This window comes from Blastococcus sp. SYSU DS0828, assembly GCF_054050975.1.
In genome coordinates, this window is sequence record NZ_JBJHAK010000002.1 from 15,014 (window position 1) to 34,984 (window position 19,971).

Genomic DNA, 19,971 nt, shown 5'->3' on the forward strand with positions numbered 1-19,971 from the left:
GCGGGCGCGACGTCGGGACCCCGAGAGTTCATCTCGCGACGGCCGGGAGGGTGCGGTCTGATCGGTGGATGAGCGAGCGCGACGGCGTGGCGCGGCCACCCACCGGGGTGGGCCTGGAGCAGCTGCGGTCGGCGGCGGCGGGCTGCCGGGCCTGCGAGCTGTGGCAGGACACCACCCAGACCGTGTTCGGGGAGGGGCCCGAGACCGCCCGCGTGGTCTTCGTCGGCGAGCAGCCGGGCGACCAGGAGGACCGGCGGGGCGAGCCGTTCGTCGGTCCGGCCGGCCGGCTGCTGGACAAGGCGCTGGCCGACGCCGGCATCGACCGGCGCGACAGCTACGTCACGAACTCGGTGAAGCACTTCTCGCACACCGTGAAGGGCAAGCGGCGCATCCACCAGACACCCCGGCCCGAGCACCTTCGGGCCTGCCGGCCGTGGCTGGAGGCGGAGCTCGCCGTGCTGAAGCCCGAGGTCGTCGTCGCGCTGGGTGCGACGGCGGCCAAGGGGCTCATCTCGCCGTCCTTCCGGATCACCCGCGACCACGGGCAGCTGCTGCCCTGGGCACCACCGGGCGCCCCGGCGGCGACGGAGGACGACGACGAGGACGCGCCGCACCAGACCTGGATCCTCGCCACCACGCACCCCTCGGCGGTCCTGCGCACCCCGGACGAGGCGCGCGCCGCTGCCTACGACGCCCTGGTCGCCGACCTGCGGACGGTCGCCGGTGCGCTGGCCTGATCCCACGGAGAGGACTACCGGCGAGTAGGGACCGCCGGTGCTGGTTATGCCTCCCAGCGCCCGGCCGGCCTCGCCACTCTCGGGGGCGGGCGAGCCCGGCCGGGCCCCGGGCCGTCAGCGGGTGCGCTCGACGCCGGAGCGCGAGGCGCGGAACAGCCAGAACGAGGGCACCAGGAGCGCGACGGCGGCCATCGCCAGCACCACCACGATGCCGCCGGAGACCATCGCCACCGTCACCGACGCCGCGCTCGCGAGCGCCCCGGCCCGCAGGTCGCCCAGCCGCGGGCCACCGGCGACGACGACGAGGAACACGCCCTGCATCCGGCCGCGCATCTCATCGGGTGCCGCCAGCTGCAGCATCGACGAGCGCAGCACCGCGCTCACCATGTCCCCCGCGCCGGCGACGGCGAGGAACAGCACGGCGAGCCACAGCGACGGCGCCAGCCCGAACCCGATCACCGCCCCTCCCCAGACGGCGATGGCGCCCAGGACGACCGCTCCCTGCCGATCGACCCGCGACACCCACCCCGAGGTCAGCCCCATGGCGAGCGCGCCGACCGACACCCCGGCGAAGAGCCACCCCAGCGCGTTCGGCGAGTCGGCGAACCGCTCGGCCGAGAGCTCCGGGAAGACCGCGTTGGGCCAGGCGAACAGCATCGCGATGATGTCGACGACGAACGTCATCAGCAGCACCGGCTGGGTGCGCAGGAAGGCGAACCCCTCCCCCACGCCGCGCACCGCGGCGCCCAGCCGCAGCCGGCGGGCCCGGCCACCGGGCGGCAGCGCGGGCAGGCCGCGCAGCAGCAGCGCGGCGACCAGGAAGCCCAGCGCGTCCACCAGGTAGGCGAGGAACAGCTCCCCCTGACCGATCAGGACCCCGGCGAGCAGCGGACCGGCGATGACGCCTGCCTGGCGCACCGTCATCGCCAGGGCGTTCGCGGCCGGCACCAGCGCGGTGCCCACCAGCGCGGGGATGGCGGCGCTGCGCGCCGGCTGGTTGACCGCCGCGAAGCCGGAGACGAACGCGGTGAGCACCCACAGCAGCACGAGGTTCCCGCCGCCGGGCAGCAGCGCCTGGAGGGCCAGCAGAGCGCTCGTGACCGCGGCGCCCGTCGAGGTGACGAGCATCAGCTTCCGCCGGTCGACGACGTCGGCGATCGCACCGCCGAGGAGCCCGAACACCACGAGCGGTACCAGCGCGACCAGCGAGGTGAGCCCGACGAACAGCGACCGGCCGGTGAGCTCGTAGACCTGGTAGGGGACGGCGACCAGCGTCATCTGCTGGCCGATCATCGTGGCCGCGACACCGCCGAAGAGCCGGCGGTAGGCCGGGACGCGCAGCGGCGTGGTGTCCACCGCCCACCCGCGCCGCCGCACCGGCTCGGGCACCGGCTCCACCACCGCCCGGTCCGGTTCGACCGGGTCGACCGGCCCGGGCGGCCCGCTCACGGGGCGAGCCGCTGGACGATCCAGCCCCCGCCCTCCGCCGTGTCGCGGACGAACCGCAGCCGGTCGTGCAACCGGTCCCCACCGCCCTGCCAGAACTCGACCCGTTCGGGCACCACCCGGTAGCCGCCCCACGCCGCGGGGCGGGGCAGCTTCCCCTCTGGCGTCTGCTGGTCCAGCAGCCGCACCCGCTCCTCGAGCTCGTGCCGGGAGTCGACGACGGTCGACTGCACCGAGGCCGCCGCCGCCAGCTGCGAGCCGCGTGGCCGCGGGTCCCACAGCGCATCGGAGGCGGCATCGCCGATCCGCTCCACCCGACCGGCCACCCGCACCTGCCGCTGCAGCGCGTGCCACGGGAAGACCAGCGCCGCGCGGGGGTTGACCGCCAGCTGCGCGCCCTTGGCCGAGGCGTAGCTGGTGCCGAACACGATCCCGTCGGTGTCGTAGCCCTTCATCAGCACGATCCGGGCATCCGGGGCGCCGTCGGCGTCGGCGGTCGCGACCACGACGGCGTTGGGCTCCGGGAGGTCCGCGGCGACGGCGTCGGCGAACCAGCGGTCGAACTGCTCGACCCAGGTGGCGGCGAGCTCGTCCTCGCGCAGCCGCCCGAGCGTGTAGTCGTTGCGCATGCGGGTCAGGTCGGGCACGCCGCCATGCTGACACCGGCGGCGCGGGTCGGCTCGGGAGGGCGTCCACCGCGCCCCCCGTGTGCCAGGACGGGGCCGACGGCCTAGGGTCGGCTGGCAATCGTGCGCCGTGTCCTGCGCGCACGTGGGTCCACGCGCAGAGGAGCTTGCGAGATGGCCGACGACTTCGTACCCGGCCTGGAAGGCGTCATCGCCTTCGAGACGGAGATCGCCGAACCGGACAAGGACGGCGGCGCGCTGCGCTATCGCGGCGTCGACATCGAGGACCTGGTCGGCAAGGTCACGTTCGGCAACGTCTGGGCGCTGCTGGTCGACGGCAAGTTCGGCCCCGGCCTGCCGCCGGCCGAGCCGTTCCCCATCCCGGTGCACAGCGGCGACGTGCGCGTCGACGTCCAGGCCGCCCTGGCGATGCTCGCCCCGTTCTGGGGCTACCGCCCGCTGCTGGACATCGACAGCGAGACCGCTCGCGAGCAGCTGGCCCGCGCCGCCGTCATGGCGCTGTCCTACGTCGCCCAGTCCGCCCGCGGCATCGGCACCCCCGCCGTTCCGCAGAGCCGGGTCGACGAGGCCTCGACCATCGTCGAGCGCTTCATGGTCCGCTGGCGCGGCGAGCCCGACCCCCGCCACGTGGCCGCTGTGGACGCCTACTGGACCTCGGCCGCCGAGCACGGCATGAACGCCTCGACGTTCACCGCCCGGGTCATCGCCTCCACCGGCGCCGACGTCGCCGCCGCCATGTCCGGCGCGATCGGCGCGATGTCCGGGCCGCTGCACGGCGGCGCCCCCTCCCGGGTGCTGCACATGCTCGACGAGGTCGAGAAGACCGGCGACGCGGAGAAGTACGTCAAGGACCTGCTCGACCGCAAGGAGCGGTTGATGGGCTTCGGCCACCGGGTCTACCGCGCCGAGGACCCGCGCGCCCGGGTGCTGCGCCGCTCGGCCCAGGAGCTGGGTGCGCCGCGCTTCGAGGCGGCCCTCGCGCTGGAGAACGCCGCCCTCAAGGAGCTGCGGGAGCGGCGTCCCGACCGGCCGGTCGAGACGAACGTGGAGTTCTGGGCGGCCATCGTCCTGGACTTCGCCGAGGTGCCCAGCCACATGTTCACCTCGATGTTCACCTGTGCCCGCACCGCCGGCTGGTGCGCGCACATCCTGGAGCAGAAGAACACCGGTCGCCTGGTGCGCCCGTCGGCCCGCTACGTCGGCCCCGAGCCCCGCAAGCCCGAGGCCGTCGAGGGCTGGGACACCATCAACCCCTCGGCCGCCCAGCTGGCCTGAGCGAGGACCCCGCTGCCCCCACCGCGCACGCCCGCGGTGGGGGCGCGCGGCGGGGCCGCCCGACCCGCACGACCGGAAGGCCCTCCCCGGATGAGCATCACCATCCCCGCCGCACTCCTGCCCGCCGACGGCCGGTTCGGGTGCGGTCCGTCGAAGGTGCGCCCCGAGGCGTTGCGCGCCCTCGCCGGTGACGGGGCGGCGATCATGGGCACCTCCCACCGGCAGCCGCCGGTGAAGAACCTCGTGCGGCGGGTCCGCGAGGGGCTGACCACGCTGTTCGACCTGCCCGACGGCTACGAGGTGGTGCTCGGCAACGGCGGGACGACCGCATTCTGGGACGCGGCGCTGTTCGGGCTCGTCCGCGACCGCGCCGCCTTCGGCACCTACGGGGAGTTCTCCGCCAAGTTCGCCTCCGCGGCGGTGCGGGCACCGTTCCTCGGCGACCCGGTGGTCGTGACGGCCGAGCCGGGGTCGCTGGCGCTGCCGACCGCCACCGAGGGCGTCGACACCTACGCCTGGGCGCACAACGAGACCTCGACGGGCGTCATGGCCCCGATCTCGCGCCCGCACGGCACCGAGGACGCCCTCGTCCTCATCGACGCCACCTCCGGCGCCGGCGGCCTGCCCGTCGACGTCTCGCAGACCGACGTCTACTACTTCGCCCCGCAGAAGTCCTTCGCCGCCGACGGCGGGCTCTGGGTGGCCCTGATGTCGGCCGACGCGCTGCAGCGGATCGCCGAGATCAAGGCCGCGGGCCGCTGGGTGCCCGGCTTCCTGGACCTGTCGATCGCCGTCGACAACTCCACCAGGGACCAGACCTACAACACCCCCGCGGTCGCCACCCTGTTCCTGCTGGCGGACCAGCTCGACTGGATGCTCTCCCTCGGCGGCCTCTCCGGCACCGTCGCGCGCAGCCGCGAGTCCGCCACGCGGCTCTACGGCTGGGCGGAGCAGTCGCCGTACGCGACCCCGTTCGTCCCCCACCCCGAGCACCGCAGCTTCGTCGTCGGAACCGTCGACTTCGCCGACTCCGTCGACGCCGCCGCCCTGGCGACGACCCTGCGCGCCAACGGCATCGTCGACGTGGAGCCGTACCGCGGGCTCGGCCGCAACCAGCTGCGCGTCGGCATGTTCCCCGCCGTGGACCCCGACGACGTGACGGCGCTGACGGCCTGCATCGACTACGTGACCGAGCGGCTCTGAAGAAGGGCCCCCTGCCGCCCACCGCTCGCACGCTCGCGGTGGGTCCCTGCAGGGGGCCGCAGTGGGCAGTTCCGAGGTGAAGGTCCGTAGGCGGGAGGTGAGTGTGGGCCCCGATGTCCCGTCGGGCCCCGGGATCGGCGACCTGTTCGCCGCCGGGGGCGAGGCCGGCCGGATCATGGCCGGCCTCGACTGGGCGAGCACCCCGCTCGGCCCCGTGGCCGGCTGGCCGGCCAGCCTGCGTTTCGCCGTGCGCACGGTGCTGGTGTCCAGGTTCCCGATGGTGCTGACCTGGGGCCCGGACTTCCTGCAGTTCTACAACGACGCCTACGCGCCCCTCATCGGCGCGAAGCACCCGGCGATCGGCCAGGACATCCGGCAGACCCTCGCCGAGGGCTGGCACGCGCTCGGGCCCCCGATCGAGCACGCGATGGCCACGCGCGAGGCCTCCTGGCTGCCGGGGCTGCTGCTGCTCCTCGAACGCACCGGATACCGGGAGGAGACCTACTTCACCGTCTCCCACGCGCCGGCCTTCGACGACGACGGCGGGGTCGCCGGCATCCACGCCGTCTGCACGGAGGTCACCGGTGAGCTGCTCGCCGCCCGCCGCCAGCAGTTGCTGCACACGCTGTCGGTGGCGGGCACGCAGCTCGCCGACGAGCGGCAGACGGTCGCGACCATGTGCGCGGCCCTGCGCTCGAACCCGCTCGACATCCCCTTCGCCGCCGTCTACCTCGCCACCGACGAGGGCACCTTCGCCCGCGTGGCGACGACCGGGGTCGACGCCGCGCTCCTGCCCGCGGTCGCCGACGCCGGCGCGGCACTACCGCCGGTCGCCTCCCTGGGGCTGACCGGCGGTCCCTGGGACGACCCGGTGACCGACGCGGTGGTGCTGCCGCTGGCGTCCGGCCACGACGCCGAGCCGGCAGGCCTGCTGGTCCTCGGCACCTCGCCCAACCGGGCCGTGGACGCCGACTACCAGGCCTTCCACCAGCTGGTGGCCGGCCAGTTCACCGGCGCGCTGGCCACCATCCGGGCGTTCGAGGACGAGCGTCGGCGGGCCGAGTCGCTCGCCGAGCTCGACCGCGCGAAGACCACCTTCTTCGCCGACGTCAGCCACGAGCTGCGCACGCCGCTCACGCTGCTGCTGGGCCCGATCGGCGACGTCCTGGAGAACACCGACCCGCCGTTGGGCGACGACGTCCGCGAGCAGCTCTCCCTGGCGCTGCGCAACGGGCAGCGCCTGCAGCGGCTGGTCAACGACCTGCTGGACTTCGCCGGCATCGAGGCCGGGCGGGCCACCCCGGTCCGCGTGGAGACCGACGTCCCGGCGTTCACCGCCGAGCTCGCCGGCATCTTCCGGTCGGCCGCCGAGCGGGCCGGGCTGCGCCTCACCGTCGCCTGCCCGCCCCTGCACCGCCCGGCCTACGTCGACCCCCGGATGTGGGAGAAGATCGTCGTCAACCTGCTGGCCAACGCGGTGAAGTACACCTTCGTCGGCGGCATCGACGTGGCTGTGCGCGGCACCGGCGACGGCTTCGAGCTCACCGTCGCCGACACCGGCGTGGGCATCGTCGCCGAGGAGCTGCCGCACCTGTTCGAGCGTTTCCACCGGGTGTCGGGCGCGACCGCCCGCACGCGGGAGGGCACCGGCATCGGCCTGGCGCTGGTGCAGGAGCTCGCCGCCCTGCACGGCGGCACGGTGACGGTGACCAGCGAGCCGGGGCGGGGCAGCACGTTCACCGTCGCCCTGCCGTTCGGCGCCCCCGACGCCGTCGTCGGCGTTCCTGCGGCCGTCCCGTCGGAGGCCGCCCACGGCGAGGCCGAGGGCTGGGAGCGGGAGGTCTCACGCCCGGCCGACCGGGCTCCCGGCGCGGCGGACGCCACTGCGGTCCTGGTGGTGGACGACAACGCGGACATGCGCGGCTACCTCGACCGCCTGCTGCGGCCGCACTGGGCGGTGCGCACGGCGGCCGACGGACAGGAGGCGCTCGCCGCGGTGGCCGAGCAGCGGCCGGCCCTCGTGCTGACCGACGTGATGATGCCGCGCGTCGACGGCTTCGAGCTGCTCCGGGCGCTGCGCGGGGACCCGGCCACCCGGGACATCCCGGTGATCATGCTGACGGCCCGCGCCGGGCAGGACGCCTCGGTCGAGGGCCTGGAGGCCGGCGCCGACGACTACCTGGCCAAGCCGTTCCGCGCCGCGGAGCTGCTCGCCCGGGTACGGGTGGTGCTCGAGCGGGCGGCCGGTCGCGCCGTGACCCCGGCGACGACGCGGGAGGTCGGCGAGCCGCCCCGGCCGGCCACCTCCCCGCTGCCCGCGCCGCTGGTGGCCACGCCGGTAGGCCGGCCGGCGCCGGCGTCGGACCCGGGTCCGCAGCCGTCGACCGGCCCCGACGGCGCCCGGAACCGGGCGCACTGGCAGCTGCCGTCGGTCCTCTCCTCGATCCCGGTGATCCGCCGCCGGCTCCGCGGCCTCCTGGCCGACGCCGGGGTCGGCGCCGACCAGTCCTACGACCTGCTCCTGGCGGCCTGCGAGGCGGCCAGCAACGCGATCGAGCACGCTCAGGAGCCGACCCGGCCCGTCGTCGAGGTCACCGCCGTCGTCGGGGACGGCGCGGTGGAGATCACGGTCCGCGACCACGGCCAGTGGCGGGAGCGGGAGCCGAGCATGGACCGCGGCCGCGGCTCCACGCTGATGAGCGCGGTCGCCGAGGTCACCGCCGTCCCGGGCCCCGAGGGGACGACCGTGCGGATCCGGTCGGCGCTGCAGCCGGCCGCCTGACCGCGGAACTCCTCAGCGGAGCAGCCAGGTGTCCTTGCTCGCCCGGTCGAGCTCCCGCGGCCGGTCGTCCCGGGCCACCCGGGTCAGGGCGAGCGGCAGGGTGGCGGTGGTCTCGCCGGCCACGGAGAACAGCCGCAGCTCCACCGGCCGGGGACGCAGGCACCCGTCGACCAGCGTCGGCGCCGTCGAGGCGGCCAGCGGCTCCCGGGCCACGAACCGGTGCGGGGCGGCGGCGATCTCGGCCCGCAGCGCAGCGAGCTCCGCCGCCGAGCAGGCCGGGCCGAGCACCACCTGCCGGCCGCCGTACCCGGCGACCGACTCGACCTCCAGCTCCGGCAGCCGGTCGGCGACCTCCGCCCACGCCGCGGGGTCGGCGAGCACCCACGTCCGCGCCGAGCCCAGCAGCGGCTCCTCGCCGAGGTAGAAGCGGATCATGGCCGGGACCCAGGCGTAGCCTGCCGCGTCGTCGGCCACCCCGTTGCCGGGCACGTTGGCCAGCCCGAGCCGCCCGGCCCGCACCGCTTCGGTGAGCGCCAGCCCGAGCGGGACGCCCGCGCCGGTGGGGTAGGCGCCGAGCAGCGCGTCGTCGAAGCGCCGGTAGAGCACGTCGACCGGTACCCGGCCCCCGTCGACGGCGACCTCCACTCCCCCGTCGGCGCGCGGCCACAGGTCACCGGCCCGCACCAGCGGGGCGTCGAGGGCGTCGGCCAGCAGCCGGTGCTCGAACCAGGACCCGTCGTTCTCGCCCTGGGTGAGCACCGCGATCCGCGGCGCCCCGGGCACCGCCGGCGGGGCGGCGGCCGCCAGTGCACCGGCCAGCAGCGGAACGGCGTCCCCCGGTTCCCGCAGCCGCTCCCCGGCACCGGCGAACAGCTCCGGCAGCGCGGCGCGGGCGGAGTCCCGGTCGGCGAGCGCGTACCCGATGCCGGACGGCACCCGCAGGTCGTCGCGGAGCACCACCCAGCGGTCGTCGTCGGTGCGGACGAGGTCGGCCGCGGCGACGGTCGCGCGAGGCTGACCCCGCCACGCGCGGGCGACGGCGTCCGGATCCCGGCCCGGCCCGTGCGTCACGGCCCACTCGGGCAGCGCACCGGCCCGGACGATCTCGGCCGCGCGGTCGGGGTCGCCGCGCCGGCGCCCGGCCGGGCGGTAGGCGTCGGCGAGGAAGGCGTTCAGCGCCCGGTGCCGCTGCGCCATCCCGGCCGACAGCGTCCGCCACGTGCCGGCGTCGACCAGCCGTGGGACGGGGTCCAGGGGCACCGGGCGCAACTGCTGCCGGCCGTCCACCCACGTGCCGACGACGACGCCGCGTTCCTGCCGCCGGAGCCGCAGCTCCGCCTCGGCGGCCGCCAGCCCGGTCGCCCCGAGGCGCTCCAGGGCAGCGATCGGCCCGGCCCACCCGTCGCGCAGCCGGCCGTCGGCAGCGACGGCCTCGTCGCTGCGGGCGGTGGGGTAACCGGCGAAGAGTTCCCCGCTCACAGCCACCGATCGAACCAGGCGGCGAGCCGCTCGCCCAGTTCGACCAGGTGCTCCCGGCCGACGATGGCGTGCCCCTCGCCGGCGAAGAGCAGCAGGTCGGCGCGCGCACCGCGCGCCTGCAGCGCCTGGTGCGCCTGCACCGACTCGGCCACCGGCACGTTCGTGTCGCGGTCCCCGTGCACGAGGAGCACCGGCGCGGTGAGCCGGTCCAGGGCCGTCATCGGCGAGAGGGCGGCCAGCATCTCGCGGTCGGCGACCGGGTCGCCGTACTCGGTCACCGAGGCCGCGGCCATCCACGGCTCGGTGCCGGCGAAGAAGGTGCGCAGGTCGCTCATCCCGGCCAGCGAGGTGCCGGCCGCGAAGAGCTCGGGCCACCGGGTGAGGGCGACGAGGGTGAGGTACCCGCCGTAGGACCAGCCGTGGGCGCCGACCCGGCCGGGCGCCGCGATGCCCGCGGTCACCAGCTCGTCCACCGTCGTCCGGACGTCGGCGAACGAGGACTCGCGCGCGGGCCCGTCGTCGGCGGTCATGAAGGCCCGCCCGAACCCGCCCGAGCCGCGCACGTTCGGGGCGAAGACCGTGAGCCCCGCGGCCACCATGCTCTGCGTGATCGGCGACCAGTTCGGCCGCGCCTGCCCCTCCGGTCCGCCGTGGAAGCTGACCACCGTGCGGTTGGGGCCGCGGGTGCCCTCGGGCACGTACAGCCAGCCGGAGAGCCGGACGCCGTCCGGGGCGAGGTACTCGTGGCGCACCGGCTCGACCACGCCCGGCACCTCCGGGCTGGTGGGCGAGCAGGCGAGCGGTTCGGGTGCGCCCGCGCCGTCGAGCGGCACCCGCCACAGCCCCCGGGGGGCGCGCGGCCCGGACAGCTCGGCGATCAGCGCGTCGCCGTCGGCGGCCGGCGCCCACCCCGACAGCACCGGTCGGGGGAGCTCGATCCGCCGCACCACGGCCCCGTCGGCCCTGGCGTGCAGCCACAGCTGGCTCACCCCGTCGGCGTTCCACACCGCGAGCACCGTGCCGTCCGGGCGCACCGCGTACCCGTCGAGGTCGGCGTCGGCGCGCTGCAGGACCGTCCGGCCGGGTCCGGGCACCCCGTCGGTCAGGGGGACGGCGACCAGGCCGGCGCGATCGGCCCCGGGCGGCCCGGGCAGCGCGGCACGGACGTGCACGGTGGCCCCGTCGTCGGTGAACCGGCCGTCCTCGGAGGCGATGCCGCCGGGGGCGTCCAGGGGGAGGACCCGCCGCTGGATGCCCGTGGCGACGTCGATGACCACGATGTGCCGGTAGGCGCGCGGGCCGCGCCGGGCGAGGACGGTGCGGTGGTCGGCGGAGACGGCGGTGACGACGAGGAAGCCGCCGGAGGCCAGCGTGCGCTGCTCTCCGGTGACCACGTCGACCAGGACCACGTCGGCGTCCGGTCCGCTGCCCGGGGCGATCGAGCAGGCGTAGTGCCGCGGCCCCACCCAGCAGCCGGCGAAGACCGCCGCACGTGGATCGGCACCGGCCACCAGCCGGCGATCCGTGCCGTCGGGGCGGACGACGTGCAGTTCGGCGCAGATGGACCCGCCGGGGCTGACCAGGTAGGCCAGCCGCGCGCCGTCGGGCGACCAGGCGGCGGAGATCACCTCCTGGTCGGTGCCGGACACCTGGACCGGCGAGGTCCGGCCGTCCAGCGCGGCCACCTCCAGCCGGGGCAGCCCCGATCGGTCGGTGACGTAGGCGACGCGGCGGCCGTCCGGGGCCGGCGCCGGGCACCAGGCCGCGGTGGCCCCGGCGATCCCTGCGATGGCGCGGCGGACCCGCGCCGGCAGCACCTCCGGGGGCGCCAGGAGCTCCAGGGCGGCGCATCCCGCGGGCGCGGCCGTCCACTGGTCGGTCACGGGGCTGGCCATCGCTCCTCCTCGGCTCGGTGCGGCGCCGCCGGCGAGCCGCCCACTGTGGCGGTCGCGCGTTTCGGGCGTGTGTCAGTGCTGACATCGGCGTGCGACGACGTCGTCCGCACCCCTCCCCCGGGGGAACCCGCCGCTCCCCGCCGCAGACGCGCCACGCCGGTGCGCCTGCGCGCCGCTCGCGCCCGATCCCGATAACCTCGGGGACCGGGATCGGCGTCCGGACCCACCGCGCCGGCTGCAGGAGGTCGCCCATGCGCACACTGCGCCTCGTGGCGCTCTCCGACGACGGGAAGAGCCTCGTCCTCGTCGCGGACGGCCCCGACAGCCCCGACGGCGAGCGGTTCGAGCTCCCGATCGACGAGCGCGTCCGTGCGGCGGCCCGCGGGGACGCCCGCCGGCTGACCCAGATCGACGTCGACTCCGGCAGCGAGCTCCCGCCCCGGGTGATCCAGTCCCGCATCCGCGCCGGGGAGACCCCCGAGCAGGTCGCCGCCGCCACGGGTGCCCGGGTGGAGCGGATCATGCGTTTCGCCCACCCCGTGCTGCAGGAACGGGAGCGCGTGGCCACCCAGGCCCGCGAGGCGCGGGTCCGGCTCACCGACGGGGCACCGGGGGCGGTGCTCCAGCACTTCATGGTCGAACGGCTGCGGCTCATCGACACCGACATCGACGCCGTCGCGTGGGACGCCCACCGGGACGACGAGGGCACCTGGGTGGTCACCGGCGCGTGGCGCGCAGGGGCCAAGTCCGGCACCGCGCGCTGGAACTTCGACCTGCAGTCCCGCACGGTCTCCCCGGGGGACGCCGCGACGGCGGACTTCGCCGAGGGCACCCGCCTGGTGCGGGTCGTGCCCGAGGTGCCGGCCGGCCTGCCCTCGCCGGCCGCCCGCAACCGGCCGGTCTCGGTGGTGCGCAGCCCGGAGCCGCCCCCCGCCCCGGCCGGGGAGGACGACGCGCCCGTGCGCGACGTGCACGCCCCCGACGGGACCCCGGCCGACGACGAGGCGCTGGCCACCCTGCTCGACGAGGTCGCCGAGCACGACACCGTGGTGCTCGGCCGGGGGCAGAGCACCGACGAGGACGGCGACGAGGACCCGCGCGCCCGCATCCCGGCGTGGGAGGACATCGTCTTCGGGGTCCGCCGCAACCGCTGACCAACCGCACGTGGAACAGCCGGCAGGACTGGGTAGTCGCTCCGGCATGAGTGCTTCGGTGTCGATGCCGCTGGGCGGCGTGCAGGTCGGTTCCTACGACAGCTACGAGCGGGCGCAGGCCGCCGTCGACTACCTCTCCGACGAGAAGTTCGCGGTCGAGAACGTGACGATCATCGGGAGCGACCTGCGCATGGTCGAGACGGTGACCGGCCGCATGACGACGGGCCGGGCGGTCGCCGCAGGCGCCGCGGCCGGCGCCTGGTGGGGTCTGTTCGTCGGCCTCCTGCTGGGCATCTTCGCGCCCGACGGGACCAGCTGGATCGGGTCGGTGCTGACCGGCCTGCTCATCGGTCTGGCCTTCGGCGCCGCCTTCGGCGGCATGGGGTACGCCGCCACCCGCGGCAAGCGCGACTTCACCAGCACCAGCAAGATCGTCGCCAGCCGGTACGACGTGATGTGCCACCCCTCGCACGCCGAGGAGGCCCGCGCGATGCTGGCCCGGTTCTCGCTGCGCGGCTGACTAGCGCAGGGTGGCGAAGGCCACCGCCGCGGCGGCGGCCACACCGAGGGAGTCGACCCCGGTGCGCATCGGGATGCGGGCCCGCACCCGCGCCGTCCGCTGCGCCTCCGGCGTGAGACCCGGCCCCTCGGCGCCCAGCAGCACGGCGGTGCGCGGGTGCGCCCGCGGGTCGACGTCGCCGAGGTCCACCGCGTCGGCCGCCGGGGTGAGCGCGACGGTGAGGTAGCCCGCTTCGTGCAGCCGCGCGAGCCCAGCCGGCCAGTCGGGCAGGACGGCGAACGGTAGCGATAGCACGTGCCCCATCGAGACCCGCACCGACCGGCGGTACAGCGGGTCGGCGCAGCGCGGGTCCAGCAGCAGCCCGTCGACGCCGAGGGCCACCGCCGAGCGCGCGATCGAGCCCAGGTTCTCGGCGTCGTTGAGCGCCTCGAGGACCGCCAGCCGGCGCGGCCCCGCCGGGTCCGGGCCGGTCAGCACCTCGTCCGGGTCGGCCGGCGGGAGGCGGTCGGCGGAGGCGACCACGCCGCGGGTGAGCCGGAACCCGATGACCTCCGAGAGCACCCACTTGTCCGCCTCGAAGGCCGGGACGTCCCCGGGCAGGCCGAGCGCGGCCACCCGTCCCGGCACACCGAACACCGCGCGCACCCGGTACGGCGAGGCGAGCAGGCGCTCGACCGCCGGCACCCCCTCCACGATGACCGGCCCGGTGCCCCGCTCCCTGCCCGCCGGGCGGTCCCCGGCCTTGAGGTCGCGGAAATCTGCGACGCGGGGATCGGCCGGGTCGGTGATGACGACGGGTGCAGGCACGGGCGCCGATTCTGCCCGCACCGGGCGGGCGACCCTGCGCGCGCCCGGCCGCGGGCGCGCGACCCGTTGACGGCACCCAGCAACTCATCTAGCGTTGAGTTCATCAGCCGTTGAGTTGTGGGGAGCGCGTCATGGACGCCGTCACCGTCACCGATCTCGTCGTCGACCGCGGGAAGCGCTGCGTGCTCCCCGGTCTCTCCTTCGCCGTCCCGGCCGGCCAGGTGACCGGGCTGCTCGGGCCGAGCGGCAGTGGGAAGAGCACGCTGATGCGGGCGGTCGTCGGGGTGCAGCGGGTGCGCTCCGGCACGGTCACCGTGCTCGGGGAGCCCGCCGGCTCCCCCGGCCTGCGCAGCCGGGTCGGGTACGTCACCCAGGCGCCCAGCGTCTACCCCGACCTCACCGTCCGGGAGAACGCCCGCTACTTCGCCGCCCTGTACGGCCGCGGGGCGCGTGAGGCCGACGCCGCGATCGCCGACGTGGGGCTGGGCGGAGCCGCCGGGCAGCTCGTCGCCGACCTCTCCGGCGGGCAGCGCGGCCGCGCCTCCCTGGCGTGCGCACTGGTCGGCGAGCCCGAGCTGCTGGTCCTCGACGAGCCGACCGTCGGCCTGGACCCGGTGCTCCGGGTCGAGCTCTGGGAACGCTTCCACGCCCTGGCCCGCGCCGGGACGACGCTGGTCGTGTCCAGCCACGTGATGGACGAGGCCGCCCGGTGCGACCGGCTCCTCCTTCTCCGCGACGGCGCGCTGCTCGCCGACACGACACCGGGGCAGCTGCGCGCCGACGGCCGCTCCGACGACCTGGAGACGGCGTTCCTGACCGTCGTCCGCGCCCGCGAGGCGGTGACCCGGTGACCGCCGCCGGCCCGCGGCTCACCGCGACGACCGCGGCCCGCGTCCTGCGCCAGCTGCGGCACGACCACCGCACGATCGCGATGCTGCTCGTGCTGCCGAGCCTGCTCCTGGGCCTGCTGTACCTGCTGTGGGCGGACGTCCCGACCGCCCCCGGGCAGCCCGGCACCTTCGACCGCGTCGGGCTGGCGATGCTCGGCGTCTTCCCCTTCGTCGTGATGTTCCTCGTGACCAGCATCGCCATGCTGCGCGAGCGCACGTCCGGCACGCTCGAGCGGCTGCTCACCACTCCCCTGTCCCGGCTGGACCTGCTGCTCGGCTACGGCCTGGCGTTCGGGCTGGCCGCGGGTGTGCAGGCGGTGGTCACCGTGACGGTGGCGACGACGCTGTACGACCTGGACGTGGCCGGGTCCGTCGGGCTCGTCGTCCTCGTCGCCGTGGTCGACGCCGTGCTCGGGGTCGCGCTGGGGCTGCTGGCCAGCGCCTTCGCGCGCAGCGAGTTCCAGGCGGTGCAGTTCATGCCGGTGGTCGTCCTGCCCCAGTTCTTCCTCTGCGGGCTGCTCGTCCCCCGCGAGCAGATGGCCGGGTGGCTGCAGGCGATCAGCGACGTCCTCCCGCTGACCTACGCGGTCGAGGCCCTGCGCGAGGTCGGGCGCTCGGCGGAGGCGACCGGCACGATGGTGCTGGACGTCGGCATCGTGGCCGGCGCCGCCCTGCTGGCGCTCGCGCTGGCGGCGGCCACCCTGCGGAGGAGGACCGACTGAACGCCGGCGACCAGCCACCACGGCGACGCACCGGACGGCGTCCCGGCAGCCCCGGCACCCGGGACGCGGTGCTGGCCGCCGCGCGGGAGGCGTTCGCCGAGCGGGGGTTCGACGGCGCCACCATCCGGCAGATCGCCACCGCGGCCGGCGTCGACCCCGCCCTGGTGCACCACTACTTCGGCAGCAAGGACCAGCTCTTCCTCGCCGCGATCGAGGCCCCGGCCGACCCCGCCCAGCTGCTGCCCGAGGTGCTCGCCGGCACGCGGGAGGAGCTGGGCGGCAACGTCGTCCGCATGCTGCTGCGGGTCTGGGACGGGCCGGGGCGCACCGCCGGTCTGGCGCTGGTGCGTTCGGCGGTGGGCAACGAGTGGACCGCCCGCCTGCTGCGCGAGTTCCTGGTCACCCAGGTGCTGCGCCGGGTGCTCGGCTCCCTGGACCTCGACCCCGCCGAGCGCGACGCCCGGGGCGCCCTGGCCGCCTCGCAGCTGGCCGGGCTGGTGGTCACCCGGTACGTGCTGCGCCTGGAGCCGCTCGCGTCGGCCCCGCCCGAGTGGCTGGTGGGCACGATCGGCCCCACGGTGCAGCGCTACCTCACCGGCGAGCTGGACCTGCCCCGCTGAAAGAGGACCCCCCTGCCCCCCACGGACTCGCAGGCTCGCCGCGGGACCCTGCACGGGGGCCTTCAGCGGGCGGTACGGGCCAGCTGGCGGCTCTGCGCGACCAGCCGCCCGGTGGAGTCCCAGACCCGGTAGTCCTCGTCGGACCAGCCGCCGGCGATCTCGCTGGCCCGCGCCTCCACGAGGCACCAGCCCGGGGCCGGCAGCGCCCGCACGAGCACCTGCAGCTGCACGGTCGGCGCCCAGCCCATCCGGCCGGTGGCGAAGCTCGTGGGCGGCAGCACGTCGGCGAAGGTGAGCAGCGCCAGCGGGTCGGCCGGGCGGCCGTCGGCCAGCCGCACCCACGCCCGGAGCACCGGCTCGTCGGAGGGCTGCCCGAGCGCCCACGTCGCGGTGGCCGGGTCCAGTCGGCTCTCCACGTGCCGCGTCAGCCCGGGCAGCTGCACCGGCACGGCCGCCAGGTGCGCGTTCGCGGCCATGTCGATGCACTCGTCGGGCCCGGGTACCTCGGGCACCGGGAGGGAGTACTCGGGGGCGTCGTCGGCGAGCGTCGCCGTCGTCGCCTGGACCGTGAGGACCGGCCCGTTCGCGTCCGCCAGGGTGACCAGCGAGTGGGCCAGCGTCCGACCCGCCGGCCCGGGCGTCACGGCGAGGGTGGCGGGACCGGCCGCCGCCGCCCGCAGGTAGCTGGCCGACAGCGCGACCGGGTGCTCGTGCGGGCTCTCCAGCACCGCCGCGCGCCCGGCGACCGACAGCAGGTAGCCGCCGTTGAGGATCCCGCCACCGACCTCCCACTCCGGGTGGAGGTCGGCGAGGAGCGCGCCGGCCTCGCCCCGCCGCACGGCGGTCGCGGCGTCGAAGTCGGAGAGGGCCTGGTCAACGTTGTGCGGCACGTCGGACAGGGTGCCAGGGCGGCCGGCGTGGACCGCACGCGCCTCGGCTCGGGCGACCGCGCCGCCCCGCCTGCACGCGGTGACTCAGCCGACCGCCCAGTGGGCGACCACCGTGTACGCCGGCTCGGCACCGAGCCGGCTCTCCCAGAGCCGGATCTCGCGCACCGGCCACTCCGGCCCCCGGTAGCCGGCGAGCCGGTCGGTCAGCGAACCGTCGGCGGGCCGCCCGGGGCGCCAGCGCCCCAGGGTGAGGTGCGGGCGGAACGGCCGGTCCTCCACCGGCAGCTCCAGACCGCGGGCGACCCCGGCCAGCCGCCCGGCCAGCGCGGCCAGCGGGTCGACGTCGCCGTCGAGCCCGGCCCAGGCCACCTGCGGACGGCGCACCGACCCGAACCGCCCGCCCCCGGCCAGCCGCAGCGTCATCGGCGGCGTCGCGGTGACGGCGGGCGCGGCGGCGGCCACGAGGCCGGGCACCACGGCGTCCGGGACCTCGCCCAGGAACAGCAGCGTCAGGTGCCAGCGCTCGGCACGGCTCCACCGCGGCGCCCCCGGGAGCTCCCGCAGCGGGGCCAGCGCCCGCTCGAGGTCGCGGCGCGCGGACTCGGGCGGGTCGACGGCGAAGAAGAGCCGGCGCGCGGGACCGGCGGTCAGAGGGGCACCTGCAGCCCCGCGGCGCGCAGCGCGCAGGCGACCCGGAGGCGCTCGACCTCGCGGGCGCGGTCCTGCCGCAGCGCGGCCAGGTCCGAGGTCACCCCGAGCATCCCGGCCGCCTCGAGGAGGACGTCGTCGTACGCGGCCTGCAGCGCGCGGCGGCGGGCCATCGGCACCCCGGCCGCCACCAGCTCGAGCTGGCGCCCGAGCCGGCGCAGGTCCGCGGCCACGTGCTGCACCGAGCGCCCGGGCGCCGCGGGGTGCCGCGCCGCGTGGCGGCGGGCCGATCGAGCCTCGATCCACCGGATCAGCGGGCCGAAGCCGGCGACCAGGCCGGCGAACGCGGCGAGCAGTGCGACGAGCTGGATGAGTGCGGCCATGGCGTTCCCCTGCGCACGGGCGGTTCCGGTGCCCGCCGACGGTACGCGCACCCCGGCCGCTCAGAGCGACTGCTGACCGGGGGCCTTCTCGCTGAGCTCCTCCTCCACGGTGCGCACCTGCGCGGAGGGGACGGCCGGGCGGGGGGCGGCCTGGACCCGCAGCCGCAGCGGCGTGCGCTGCACCGCCAACCGCAGACCTCCGCGGTGGGCCAGCCAGGCCGCGGCGCCGAGGCCGGCGACGACGCACACCCCGCCGCCGAGGATGAGCCCCCACGGGGCACCCAGGTGCTCGGAGACCCACCCGACCAGCGGCGCGCCGACCGGGGTGCCGCCCATGAAGCACATGAAGTAGAGCGCCATGACCCGCCCGCGCATCTGCGGGTCGACGCCGAGCTGGACGAAGCTGTTGTTCGCCACGCTGAACACCAGCGCCGCCGCGCCGGTCGGTACGAGCAGCAGCGCGAAGCTGAGGTGGGTGGGCATGAGCCCGGCGACGACCGTGCACGCACCGAAGACCACCGCCGAGCCGACGAGGAAGCGCTGCCGGGGCCGCACGCTGCGCCGGGTGGACAGCAGCGCACCGGTGAGCGAGCCGACGGCGAAGCAGGTGGACAGCAGCCCGAACGCCTGGGCGCCGAGGTCGAAGGTCTCCCGGGCCATCAGCGCGATGGTGACCTGGTAGTTGAAGCCGAAGGTGCCGAGGACGAACGCCAGCCCCATCGCCAGCAGCAGGTCGGGGTGGGCCCAGGTGTAGGCGAGCCCGGCGCGCAGCTGCCCCCGCCCCCGCGCCACCGGCGGGCTCGGGGTGAGCTCGTCGGTCCGCATGCCGGCGAGCGCGGCGAGGGTGAAGGCGAAGCTGGCGGCGTTGAGGAAGAAGGCCGGCGCGGTGTTGCCCGACGCCGCTCCGATCAGCAACCCGGCCAGCGCCGGCCCGACCAGCCGGGCCCCGTTGAAGATGGTCGAGTTGAGGCTGACCGCGTTGGTGATCAGCGCGGGGCCGACCATCTCCGGGACGAACGCCTGGCGCACGGGCATGTCGACGGCGGAGACCGCGCCGAGCATCCCGGCCAGCACGAACACGTGCCACAGCGCCACCGCCCCGGTGGCCACCAGTACCCCGAGGACCAGCGAGAGCAGCCCCATGGCGCTCTGGCTGACCAGCAGCAGCCGGCGCTTGGGGTAGCGGTCGGCGAGCACGCCGCCGTACATGCTCAGCAGCAGCGACGGGCCGAACTGCAGGGCGGTGATCAGCCCGAGCGCCACGCCGCTGTCGTCGGACAGCTGCAGCACCAGCCAGTCCTGGCCGATGCGCTGGATCCAGGTACCGGTGAGGCTGAGCAGGTTGGCCGAGGCGTAGCGGCGGAAGTTGCGCACCCGCAGGGCGCGGAACATGCCGCGCCCCGGCTCCGGCGGCGTCCGCTGGTCAGTGCTCGTCCAGGTCACCCCTGGCCAGCTCGTCCATGATCTCGGCCGCCTCGCGCAGGACCGCCCGCTCCTCGGCGGTCAGCTGCTGCAGCCGGCCGGCGAGCCACGCCTCCCGCGCCCGCGCCTCCGCCGACAGCAGCTCCTCGGCCGCCGGCGTGAGCTCGATGATCACCTGGCGCCCGTCGGTGGGGTGCGGCGTGCGGGTCACCAGCCCGGCCGTCTCCAGCGCGACGACGACGCGGGTCATCGACGGCGGCTGCACCCGCTCGTGGCCGGCCAGCTCCCCCGGGCTCATCGGGCCGTGCTGCTTGAGCGTCGACAGCGCCGCGAGGTGGGTGAGGGTGACCGAGGTGTCCACCCGCTGGTTGCGCAGTCGCCGGGAGAACCGCATGACCGCCAGCCGCAGCTCGTGGGCGAGCGCGGCGGTGTCCAGCGTCGTCCGGCCCAC

The 19,971-nt window shown here is 76.1% G+C and carries 19 protein-coding genes; 9 read left to right on the forward strand and 10 right to left on the reverse strand.

Going from position 1 to position 19,971, the window contains the following annotated elements; translation table 11 throughout:
* Positions 1-68: 68 nt before the first annotated feature.
* A complete protein-coding gene (locus tag ACI79Q_RS01690) occupies positions 69-737 on the forward strand; it encodes a UdgX family uracil-DNA binding protein (RefSeq protein WP_456588039.1) in 669 nt (222 codons plus the stop codon).
* A gap of 114 nt (positions 738-851) precedes the next feature.
* Here ACI79Q_RS01690 and ACI79Q_RS01695 read toward each other — a convergent pair whose 3' ends face one another.
* Positions 852-2,186: an MFS transporter gene (locus tag ACI79Q_RS01695; protein ID WP_456599102.1), complete on the reverse strand. Its 1,335-nt coding sequence runs from the start codon at positions 2,184-2,186 to the stop codon at positions 852-854.
* Complete coding sequence (pdxH, locus tag ACI79Q_RS01700) at positions 2,183-2,830, reverse strand: pyridoxamine 5'-phosphate oxidase (RefSeq protein WP_456588041.1); 648 nt, start codon at positions 2,828-2,830, stop codon at positions 2,183-2,185. Before pdxH ends, ACI79Q_RS01695 begins: the two co-directional genes overlap by 4 nt.
* A gap of 153 nt (positions 2,831-2,983) precedes the next feature.
* Between pdxH and ACI79Q_RS01705 the strand changes: the two genes are divergently transcribed.
* The 3 genes from ACI79Q_RS01705 to ACI79Q_RS01715 all read left to right on the forward strand — a co-directional run bounded on the left by ACI79Q_RS01705 (position 2,984) and on the right by ACI79Q_RS01715 (position 8,090).
* A complete protein-coding gene (locus ACI79Q_RS01705; protein WP_456588042.1) occupies positions 2,984-4,105 on the forward strand; it encodes a citrate synthase 2 in 1,122 nt (373 codons plus the stop codon).
* 90 nt (positions 4,106-4,195) lie between these two features.
* On the forward strand, positions 4,196-5,308 hold the full coding sequence (gene serC / locus ACI79Q_RS01710; protein WP_456588043.1) for a phosphoserine transaminase: 1,113 nt from the start codon (positions 4,196-4,198) through the stop codon (positions 5,306-5,308).
* A gap of 103 nt (positions 5,309-5,411) precedes the next feature.
* A complete protein-coding gene (locus ACI79Q_RS01715) occupies positions 5,412-8,090 on the forward strand; it encodes an ATP-binding protein (RefSeq protein ID WP_456614028.1) in 2,679 nt (892 codons plus the stop codon).
* 12 nt (positions 8,091-8,102) lie between these two features.
* Here the strand turns inward: ACI79Q_RS01715 and ACI79Q_RS01720 are convergent, their stop codons facing one another.
* Positions 8,103-9,569 (reverse strand): circularly permuted type 2 ATP-grasp protein, encoded by a 1,467-nt coding sequence (locus tag ACI79Q_RS01720; RefSeq protein WP_456614029.1) that lies wholly within the window; start codon positions 9,567-9,569, stop codon positions 8,103-8,105.
* Positions 9,566-11,464 (reverse strand): S9 family peptidase, encoded by a 1,899-nt coding sequence (locus tag ACI79Q_RS01725; RefSeq protein WP_456612611.1) that lies wholly within the window; start codon positions 11,462-11,464, stop codon positions 9,566-9,568. Before ACI79Q_RS01725 ends, ACI79Q_RS01720 begins: the two co-directional genes overlap by 4 nt.
* Positions 11,465-11,715: 251 nt before the next feature.
* On the opposite strand from ACI79Q_RS01725, the gene sepH reads away from it, so the two are divergent.
* Complete coding sequence (gene sepH, locus ACI79Q_RS01730; RefSeq protein ID WP_456588047.1) at positions 11,716-12,618, forward strand: septation protein SepH; 903 nt, start codon at positions 11,716-11,718, stop codon at positions 12,616-12,618.
* Between the two features lie 46 nt (positions 12,619-12,664).
* Positions 12,665-13,138, forward strand: a complete 474-nt coding sequence (locus ACI79Q_RS01735; RefSeq protein WP_456588048.1) for a general stress protein — start codon at positions 12,665-12,667, stop codon at positions 13,136-13,138.
* Here the strand turns inward: ACI79Q_RS01735 and ACI79Q_RS01740 are convergent, their stop codons facing one another.
* Complete coding sequence (locus ACI79Q_RS01740) at positions 13,139-13,945, reverse strand: TrmH family RNA methyltransferase (RefSeq protein ID WP_456588049.1); 807 nt, start codon at positions 13,943-13,945, stop codon at positions 13,139-13,141.
* A 131-nt stretch (positions 13,946-14,076) separates the two neighbouring features.
* Between ACI79Q_RS01740 and ACI79Q_RS01745 the strand changes: the two genes are divergently transcribed.
* From ACI79Q_RS01745 to ACI79Q_RS01755, 3 genes are all read left to right on the forward strand, one after another.
* Positions 14,077-14,796: an ABC transporter ATP-binding protein gene (locus ACI79Q_RS01745; RefSeq protein WP_456614030.1), complete on the forward strand. Its 720-nt coding sequence runs from the start codon at positions 14,077-14,079 to the stop codon at positions 14,794-14,796.
* A complete protein-coding gene (locus ACI79Q_RS01750; protein WP_456588051.1) occupies positions 14,793-15,557 on the forward strand; it encodes an ABC transporter permease in 765 nt (254 codons plus the stop codon). The genes ACI79Q_RS01745 and ACI79Q_RS01750 overlap by 4 nt, the downstream gene beginning before the upstream one ends.
* A gap of 68 nt (positions 15,558-15,625) precedes the next feature.
* Positions 15,626-16,177, forward strand: a complete 552-nt coding sequence (locus ACI79Q_RS01755; protein WP_456588052.1) for a TetR/AcrR family transcriptional regulator — start codon at positions 15,626-15,628, stop codon at positions 16,175-16,177.
* A 62-nt stretch (positions 16,178-16,239) separates the two neighbouring features.
* Here the strand turns inward: ACI79Q_RS01755 and ACI79Q_RS01760 are convergent, their stop codons facing one another.
* The 5 genes from ACI79Q_RS01760 to ACI79Q_RS01780 form a co-directional block, all read right to left on the reverse strand.
* Complete coding sequence (locus tag ACI79Q_RS01760; RefSeq protein ID WP_456614031.1) at positions 16,240-17,067, reverse strand: acyl-CoA thioesterase; 828 nt, start codon at positions 17,065-17,067, stop codon at positions 16,240-16,242.
* 84 nt (positions 17,068-17,151) lie between these two features.
* Entirely contained in the window at positions 17,152-17,754 is a 603-nt protein-coding gene (gene thpR / locus ACI79Q_RS01765) for an RNA 2',3'-cyclic phosphodiesterase (protein ID WP_456588242.1), read from the reverse strand.
* Positions 17,715-18,098, reverse strand: a complete 384-nt coding sequence (locus ACI79Q_RS01770; RefSeq protein ID WP_456588243.1) for a hypothetical protein — start codon at positions 18,096-18,098, stop codon at positions 17,715-17,717. Before ACI79Q_RS01770 ends, thpR begins: the two co-directional genes overlap by 40 nt.
* Before the next feature lie 60 nt (positions 18,099-18,158).
* Entirely contained in the window at positions 18,159-19,541 is a 1,383-nt protein-coding gene (locus ACI79Q_RS01775) for an MFS transporter (RefSeq protein WP_456588054.1), read from the reverse strand.
* Complete coding sequence (locus ACI79Q_RS01780) at positions 19,522-19,971, reverse strand: MarR family winged helix-turn-helix transcriptional regulator (RefSeq protein ID WP_456588055.1); 450 nt, start codon at positions 19,969-19,971, stop codon at positions 19,522-19,524. Before ACI79Q_RS01780 ends, ACI79Q_RS01775 begins: the two co-directional genes overlap by 20 nt.

Excerpts from the sequence above, each read along its gene's own strand:
- ACI79Q_RS01690 (WP_456588039.1), top strand. The coding sequence starts at position 69 with ATGAGCGAGCGCGACGGCGTGGCGCGGCCACCCACCGGGGTGGGCCTG.
- ACI79Q_RS01705 (WP_456588042.1), top strand. The coding sequence starts at position 2,984 with ATGGCCGACGACTTCGTACCCGGCCTGGAAGGCGTCATCGCCTTCGAG.
- serC (WP_456588043.1), top strand. The coding sequence starts at position 4,196 with ATGAGCATCACCATCCCCGCCGCACTCCTGCCCGCCGACGGCCGGTTC.
- ACI79Q_RS01725 (WP_456612611.1), bottom strand. The coding sequence starts at position 11,464 with ATGGCCAGCCCCGTGACCGACCAGTGGACGGCCGCGCCCGCGGGATGC.
- sepH (WP_456588047.1), top strand. The coding sequence starts at position 11,716 with ATGCGCACACTGCGCCTCGTGGCGCTCTCCGACGACGGGAAGAGCCTC.
- ACI79Q_RS01735 (WP_456588048.1), top strand. The coding sequence starts at position 12,665 with ATGAGTGCTTCGGTGTCGATGCCGCTGGGCGGCGTGCAGGTCGGTTCC.
- ACI79Q_RS01745 (WP_456614030.1), top strand. The coding sequence starts at position 14,077 with ATGGACGCCGTCACCGTCACCGATCTCGTCGTCGACCGCGGGAAGCGC.
- ACI79Q_RS01770 (WP_456588243.1), bottom strand. The coding sequence starts at position 18,098 with ATGGCCGCACTCATCCAGCTCGTCGCACTGCTCGCCGCGTTCGCCGGC.